This is a genomic window from Kitasatospora sp. NPDC057500 (assembly GCF_042802195.1).
Lineage (GTDB): Bacteria > Actinomycetota > Actinomycetes > Streptomycetales > Streptomycetaceae > Kitasatospora.
Genome location: NZ_JBHVER010000291.1, coordinates 1 through 7629, shown reverse-complemented (window position 1 = coordinate 7629; position 7629 = coordinate 1). Strand labels below are relative to the sequence as shown.

The following is a 7629-nucleotide window of genomic DNA, read 5'->3' as shown; positions in this document are numbered from 1 at the left end:
GGCCGGATCCGCCGGCCTCCCGCCCGGCCGCGACGGCGTTGCCGCGATGACGCGGCCGCCCGGCGTTCCGGGCCCAGGGCGGGGGAACGCCGGGCACTCTCCCCGCCGGTCGCGGAGATGTGCACGTCCACGAGTGCCCCCGGAAGGTCCGGCGGCGCACGGAGCCGAGGGCGGCCGGGCCACTGGTCCCGGCGCCCGTTGCGGGGTGTGCGGGGAAGGTCCGCTCAGGGCGCGGGGACGAGCAGGTGGAGGGCCGCCGGGACGGCGGTGACCTCGACCGGGAGGCGGGCCGTGAACTCGCCGTCGGCGTAGGCGGTGATGCCGGGCGAGGAGAGGCGGAGCGACGGGGTGCGGTGGGTGGTGACCTCGGGGCGCCGGACGTGGGTGCCCTTGAACAGGGTGGGGAAGAAGCGGGCGACGCGGAGCCGTGGCATGGCGTCGACCAGGGTGACGTCCAGGAGGCCGTCGGCGGGGTCGGCGTCGGGGCAGATGACCATGCCGCCGCCGTAGCTGGTGGTGTTGCCGACGGCGGCGAGGGTGAGGTCGCGGGTGATCTCGGTGCCGTCGGCGAGCGTGATCCGGAACGGCAGCGGGCGGAGGTTGGCGAACTCGACCGCGATGGCGAGGTGGTAGCGCAGCCGGCCGCGCGGCCACCGCAGGCGGTTGGTGCGGTCGCTGACGAGGGAGTCGAAGCCGGCGGCGAGGACGGAGCCGAACCACCGGGTGGTGCCGTCGTCGGCGGTGACCCGGCCGAGGTCGACGGTGCGGGTGTGTCCGGCGGCGATGACCTCGGCGGCGGCCTCCGGGGCGTCGCGGGGGAGGCCGTGGGCGCGGGCGTGGTCGTTGCCGGTGCCGGCCGGTACGACACCGAGGGGGGTGCCGGTGCCGGCGACGGCTTGCAGGCCGAGGTTGATCATCCCGTCGCCGCCGACCACGACCAGGGCGTCGCACGAGGACGTGGTGGCGGCGCGGGCGAGGGCGAGCGATTCGGCGGCGGAGGCGCCCGCCCGGGCGTCCACGGTGATGCCCAGGGCGCGCAGGCGGGCGGTGGCACGGCGGGCCGCCGGTTCGGCGTGGCCGGCGGCCGCCGCGGGGTTGGTGAGGAGAACGACGCGGGCGATGGTTCTCCGGCCGGTCATGGGATCAGCTTGCCCGGGTTGAGGATGCCGGCCGGGTCCAGTTCGGCCTTGACGGCGCGCAGCACGCGTACGCCCAGGTCGCCGATCTCCTCGGCCATCCACGGGCGGTGGTCGGTGCCGACGGCGTGGTGGTGGGTGATGGTGCCGCCGGAGCGGACGATGGCGTCGCCGGCGGCGCGCTTGGCGGCGGCCCAGCGCTCCAGCGGCTCCTCGCCGAGGGCGGCGACCACGGTGAAGTAGAGGGACGCCCCGGTCGGGTAGACGTGCGAGATGTGGCAGAGGACCAGGGAGCCGGGCAGCGCCTCGGTCAGCGCGGCGGTGACGGCGAACCGCAGGGCAGGCAGTTGCTGCCAGTTGGCGGCGGTCTCCAGCGTCTCGCACAGGGCGCCCGCGTCGAGCAGCGAGTCGCGCAGGTACGGGGCGTTGAACCGGCCGTGTTCCCAGGCCCGGGCGGGCGCCTCGCCGAGCGGGCTGCCGCCGGCGGCGAGCAGCGCGGCGCGGGTGAGCCGGTGGCGGGCCGCGACCTGCTCGGCGGTGCCCTCGAAGACCGTGACGGCCAGGCAGCCGGTCACCGCGGGCTCGCCGCCGATCTTCTCGGTCATCGCGAGGTTGATCATGGTCTCGGCCTCGTCGGAGAGCCGGATGACGGTCGGCCCGGTGCCCTGCTGCTCGACGGCGCGCAGCGCGGCGGTGCCGGTGGCGAAGTCGGGGAACGACCAGGCCTCGTACGTCTTGACGGCCGGCACGGGGTGCACGCGCACCCGTACGGCGGTGATCACGCCGAGGGTGCCCTCCGAGCCGAGGAACAGCTCGCGCAGGTCGGGGCCGGCGGCGGACGCGGGGGCGCGGCCGAGGTCCAGCACGCCCGCCGGGGTGACGACGCGCAGGCCGCGCACCATCTCGTCGAACCGCCCGTGGCCGGCCGAGTTCTGCCCGGAGGAGCGGGTGGCCGCGAAGCCGCCGATGGTGGCGAAGCGGAAGCTCTGCGGGTAGTGGCCGAGTTCGAAGCCGCGCTCGCCGAGCAGGGCCTCGGCGGCCGGGCCGGTGAGGCCGGCGCCGAGCAGGGCCTCGCCGGAGGTCTCGTCGAGGTCGAGCAACCGGTCGAGGCGGCGCAGGTCGAGCGAGACGACGGCGGCGAAGGCGCCGCGCTCCGGCTCCACGCCGCCGACGACGCTGGTCCCGCCGCCGAACGGCACGACGGCGATGCGGCGTTCGGCGCAGACGGCGAGCAGCGCGGCGATCTCGTCCTCGTCGCCGGGCAGCACGACGGCGTCGGGCGCGTCCTGCGGCTCGCGGGAGCGGCGGCGCAGCAGGTCCGGGGTGGACTTGCCGCCGGCCCGGGGCAGGCGGTCGGCGTCGGCGGTGCTGACGTGGGCCTCGCCGACGGCGGCGGCGAGCGCCGCGAGGTCCTCGGGCGAGAGGGCGGACGGCCGCAGCACGACCTCCGAGGCGTCCGGGCCGGGCGCGGCGTCGCCGGTGACGCCGAGGGCGGCAGCGAGCAGGCCCTTGATGTCGGCGGACAGCTCCTTGGCGAGGGCCGGGTCGCCCCAGGCGTCCCACTTCATCGGGGGGAGGGGCAGCGCGGCCGCACCGGCCGGTGCTGCTTGCTTCTCGGGGGTCATGCGTTACAGTTTTACACATCATGTCAAGTAGTAACGATCCCCTGAGCGAGCCTCTGGGCGAGCCCCGCCGCGAGCGCGGCACCGATGACGCGATCCTCGACGCCGCCGCCGAGCTGATCGTCCAACTCGGCGTCGGCCGAACCCAGTTGGCCGAGATCGCGCGCCGCGCCGGAGTGAGCCGGCCGACCGTCTACCGGCGCTGGCCGGACGTCCGGGCGGTGATCGGCGCGCTGCTCACCCGCGAGATCGGGGCCACCCGGGACGCCGTGCGGCTCGGCGGCGCCGACCGGGCCGCGTTCGTCGACGGCGTGGTCGAGGTGGCCGTCCGGCTGCGCGACCACCCGGTGCTCGGCGCGCTGCTGCGCTCGGCCGACTCCGACACGCTGTTCGAGTACGTGGTCGAGCGACTCGGCACCAGCCAGCGCGGGCTGCTGGAGGCGCTGCGGGCCGGCATCGTCCAGGGGCAGCAGCACGGTTCGATCCGGGCCGGCGAGCCGCTCGAACTCGCGGCGATGGTGCTGCTGATCGCCCAGTCCACCGTCCAGTCGCACCGGATGGTGGCCGCGCTGCTGCCCGAGGCGGCCTGGCGGCGCGAACTCGCCCGCGCCCTCGACGGCTACCTCGCGCCGTAGCCGTCGGCCGCCGCAACCGCCGCCCGCCGGACCCCCGCCTGCCGAGCACCGCGCCATGACCCCCCACGGAGGCCGCAGATGACCACCACCGCCGGCCCCTTCGCCGGAACCGCCCGACTCACCGCCCGCCGCCGGGAGTCGGAGCTGGACGCGCTCGCCGCCGGGCCGGCCGTCGACCTGCTGGTGATCGGCGGCGGCGTGACCGGCGCGGGCGTCGCGCTGGACGCGGCCGCCCGCGGGCTGACCGTGGCCCTGGTCGAGGCGCGCGACCTCGCGTTCGGCACCAGCCGGTGGAGTTCCAAACTCGTCCACGGCGGCCTGCGCTACCTCGCCTCGGGGCGGGTCGGCGTGGCCCGGGAGAGCGCCGTCGAGCGCGGCGTGCTGATGACCCGAACCGCCCCGCACCTGGTCCGCCCGCTGCCCCAACTGGTGCCGCTGCTGGACGGGTTGATGAAGCCCGGGCAGGCCGCACTGGTCCGGGCCGGCTTCCACGCGGGCGACGCGCTGCGGCTCAGCGCCGGCACCCCGGGCCGGCTGCTGCCGCGCGTGCGCAGGGTGGGCGCCGCGCGGGCCCGCGCCCTGGTGCCGGGCCTGCGCGCAGCCGGGCTGTCCGGCGCGCTGGTCGCGCACGACGGCCAACTCGTCGACGACGCGCGGCTGGTGGTCGTGCTGGCCCGGACGGCGGCGCAGTACGGGGCGTCCGTACTGACCCGGGTGCGTGCCGAGCGGGTGACCGGCGCGGGCGCCCGGCTCACCGACACCCTGACCGGCGAATCGTTCCTGCTCGGCGCCCGCGCCGTCGTCAACGCCACCGGCGTCTGGGCCGGCGAGGTGGACCCGTCCATCCGGCTGCGCCCGAGCCGGGGCACCCACCTGCTGGTCGACGCGTCCGCGCTCGGCCGTCCCGCCGCTGCGCTCACCGTGCCCGTCCCCGGCTCCACCAGCCGGTTCGTCTTCGCGCTGCCGCAGCAGCTCGGCCGGGTGGCGATCGGCCTGACCGACGAGGACGCGCCCGGCCCGATCCCGGACGAGCCGCAGCCCACCGAGGCCGAGCTGGACTTCCTCCTCGGCACCGTCAACGCCGCCCTGGAAACCGCCCTGACCAGGGGCGACGTGCGCGGCGCCCACGCCGGACTGCGCCCGCTGATCGACACCGGCGACGGCGCCACCGCCGACCTCTCCCGTCAGCACGCCGTGCTGGAGTCCCCGGACGGCGTGATCACCGTGGTCGGCGGCAAGCTCACCACCTACCGCCGGATGGCCGAGGACGCCGTGGACACCGCCGTCCGCCTGCGCGGGCTGCCCGCCCGCGCCTGCTGGACGGCCCGCCTGCCGCTGGTCGGGGCACCCGGCCACCGCGACAGCCGCCCGGCGCCGGAGGGCGAGGTGGCGGCCTCGCTGCTCGCCCGGCACGGCGGCACGGCGCACGAGGTGCTGGCGGTGGGGGAGGAGCGGCTGGGCGCGGGCTACGGCGCGCCGGTCGCCGAGGGCGTCGACGTCACCCGCGCCGAGATCGCGTACGCGCTCACCCACGAGGGCGCACTGGACGCCGAGGACGTGCTGCACCGCCGCACCCGGATCGGCCTCGTCCCGGCCGACGCCGAGCGGGCCCGCTCGGCCGTCGAGGAGATCGCCGCCAAGGCGTAGCCGCAGCCGGCTAGCGCTCCGTCCGCTCCGTCATCGGGTGCACCGCCCCGCCCAGCTCCAGCGAGCAGCGCAACGGCCGCTCGGGCTCGCCCGTCCGCTCCAGCCGCACCGCCACCGGCAGCGGCGGCTCCTCGGCGAGCTGGGCGGCGAGCGTGAGCGGATACACCCCGTGACCGTGCACCCGGTGGAAGGCCAATTCCTTGCCGTCCACCAGCAGCTCGGTCTCGGTGATCCAGCCGGACCGGACGTTCACCGTGACGGAGTGCCCGCCCCGGTCGAGGTGGAAGCTGTGCCGCTGGCGCATGGGGACCTCCCGGCGATTCCGGCGGATCCGAAGTCAGTCTACGACCAATCCGGCAAAGCGCTCCGATTCACGGCAAGGGGGAATGATCTTGCCAAAAGCTGACATTGACAGGAATAGCTACCCAGTGTGATCGGTGGCATGCGATCTGTTATCTGATCGTCACCTGAAAGCCTCCTGGGAAGCCGCTGTGAGTGAGAGGTTGTGCTTCGGCTTCGAACAAGCCGCTCAATCTCTTTGACGACATTTCGGAAGGGTCGATGTCACAACACTCACAAGCCTCGTCCGCGTTCGCGGGCGGGGCCTTTTCTTCGCGCTGGATGCGCCGGATATCGGGCTTCCTGACGCTCGGTCTGCTGGTGCAGACAGGTGTCGCCTTCGATGCGCTGACGGCGGCGCCGGCCGAGGCCGCGCCGGTTCCCGACACTCCTCCTGCCGCGCCGTCCCCCACGGCCGAGGCGACCGACGAGGCGTCCGCCCTGCTGGCGGCCCGCCTCCAGGGCCGCCGGATCGAGGTCACCAAGGCGCGGACCGAGTTCGCCACCCTGTGGGCGAACCCGGACGGCACGCTGACCTCGGACCGGTCCGTGGGCCCGATCCGGATGAAGGTCGGCGACGCCTGGGTGCCGGTCGACACCACGCTGGTGCAGACGCCCGACGGCAAGGTCGCACCGAAGGCGCACCCCGAGGGCGTGGTCTTCGCGGGCGGCGACGCCGGGGTGACGACCGGCGACAGTCTGCCGTCGGCTCCCGGGGCCGTCGCGGCCAAGGCGGCTCCCGCCGCCCCGTCGGCCGACCAGCCGTCGGCCGATCAGCCGTCGGCCCTGTCGAGCCCCTTGGCCGCCCCGACCGGACCGGCGCTCGCCGAGCAGCCGTTGGTCTCGATCGGCTCCGGTGACCAGCAGATCTCCTTCGGCTGGCTGGGCAAGCTGCCCAAGCCCGAGCTGGAGGGAAAGAAGGCGACCTACGTCGACGCCCGCCCCGGCGTCGACCTCGTCCTCCAGGCGACCAGGACCGGCTTCGAGCAGTTCCTGATCGTGAAGAATCGTTCCGCCGTCTCGCAGACCGGCACGGTCACGATCCCGCTCGACACCACCGGCTTCGACGTCGCGCCGCAGCCGGACGGTTCGATCCAGCTGCTGGACAAGGCCACCGGCAAGCAGGCCGTCAAGATCCCCGCCCCCGTGATGTGGGACGCGGCGGTCGACGAGGCCTCGCAGGAGCACCTCAACCGGGCCCCGGTGACCATGGAGCTGCGCGGGCAGGGTGCGGACACCGAGCTGGTGTTCACCCCGGACGCGGCGTTCCTGGCCGATGAGAAGACCAGCTACCCGGTCACCATCGACCCGGTCGTGGACGTCGTCACCACCTTCGACACCTACATCCAGAACAACGAGGACTCCGACAACTCGTCGGCCGATCTCCTGAAGCTGGGCAGCTACGACGGGTCGACCAAGGCCCGTTCGTTCCTGACGATCCCGGGTGGCGACTTCAACGGCAAGCAGATCCTGGGCGCCACGCTCAACCTGTACAACTTCCACTCCTCCTCCTGCATCGCGAAGCAGTGGGAGGTCTGGAACGCGTACGGCGCGGCCGGCTGGATGCGGTGGAACAACATGCCGCAGCCGGAGACCAAGTGGGCGACGTCCAACGACACCTTCGACAACGACGGCGGCGACACCCACCACTGCACCGCCGGTGACGGCTCGGTGTGGGCCAAGGCCGACGTCACCGGGATGATCCAGTACTTCGCCCAGTTCGGGCACCACGACTACGGCTTCCTGCTGAAGGCGGCGGACGAGAGCAGCAGCCTCTCCTGGAAGAAGTTCGACTCCGCCGAGGGCGACTTCCCGCCGTACATCTCGGTCACCTACAACACCGTCCCGGCGACCCCGGCCGCGGTTCAGGTGCAGCCCTCGCAGCCGGGCAACCCGGTCTACACCCCGGACGCCAACCCGCGCTTCCAGGTGCAGGCCGCCGACGTCGACGGTGACGCGCTCACGGTCTACCTGGACCTGTGGCGCGGCAACACGTTCATCGGCAGCATCGCCAGGCCCACCCCGAACGGCGCCATCGCCACCGTTCGCCCGTCCGACTACGGCATCGCCAGGCTCGACGAGGGCGAGCAGTACTCGATCTGGGCGATGCTGGACGACGGCAAGTCCCGCTCCGGCTGGACCGGCACGCACCTGATCGCCGACACGGTCAAGCCGGGCGCGCCGTTCGTCACCTCCGCCGACTACCCGTCGGACGCGCTGTGGCACGGCGCCGCCAACCAGGCCGGTGCG

Annotated in this window: 6 protein-coding genes; 3 read left to right on the top strand and 3 right to left on the bottom strand. The window is 74.3% G+C overall.

Annotation, left to right across the window (positions count from 1 at the left end):
• Positions 1 to 224: 224 nt before the first annotated feature.
• A complete protein-coding gene (locus tag ACFU74_RS34705; protein ID WP_380764125.1) occupies positions 225 to 1139 on the bottom strand; it encodes a diacylglycerol kinase in 915 nt (304 codons plus the stop codon).
• Positions 1136 to 2761: an FAD-binding oxidoreductase gene (locus ACFU74_RS34700; protein ID WP_380764124.1), complete on the bottom strand. Its 1626-nt coding sequence runs from the start codon at positions 2759 to 2761 to the stop codon at positions 1136 to 1138. The genes ACFU74_RS34705 and ACFU74_RS34700 overlap by 4 nt, the downstream gene beginning before the upstream one ends.
• Positions 2762 to 2781: 20 nt before the next feature.
• Here ACFU74_RS34700 and ACFU74_RS34695 point away from each other — a divergent pair, with 20 nt between their 5' ends.
• Positions 2782 to 3393, top strand: coding sequence for a TetR/AcrR family transcriptional regulator (locus ACFU74_RS34695; RefSeq protein WP_380764123.1), 612 nt, complete (start codon positions 2782 to 2784; stop codon positions 3391 to 3393).
• A gap of 78 nt (positions 3394 to 3471) precedes the next feature.
• Complete coding sequence (locus ACFU74_RS34690) at positions 3472 to 5040, top strand: glycerol-3-phosphate dehydrogenase/oxidase (protein ID WP_380764122.1); 1569 nt, start codon at positions 3472 to 3474, stop codon at positions 5038 to 5040.
• Positions 5041 to 5050: 10 nt separating this feature from the next.
• On the opposite strand, the gene ACFU74_RS34685 is transcribed toward ACFU74_RS34690, so the two are convergent.
• Positions 5051 to 5344 carry a hypothetical protein gene (locus ACFU74_RS34685; protein ID WP_380764121.1) on the bottom strand — a complete coding sequence of 98 codons (294 nt, stop codon included), beginning with the start codon at positions 5342 to 5344 and terminating at the stop codon, positions 5051 to 5053.
• A 317-nt stretch (positions 5345 to 5661) separates the two neighbouring features.
• On the opposite strand from ACFU74_RS34685, the gene ACFU74_RS34680 reads away from it, so the two are divergent.
• A partial coding sequence (locus tag ACFU74_RS34680) for a DNRLRE domain-containing protein (RefSeq protein WP_380764120.1) occupies positions 5662 to 7629 on the top strand: 1968 nt, incomplete at its 3' end.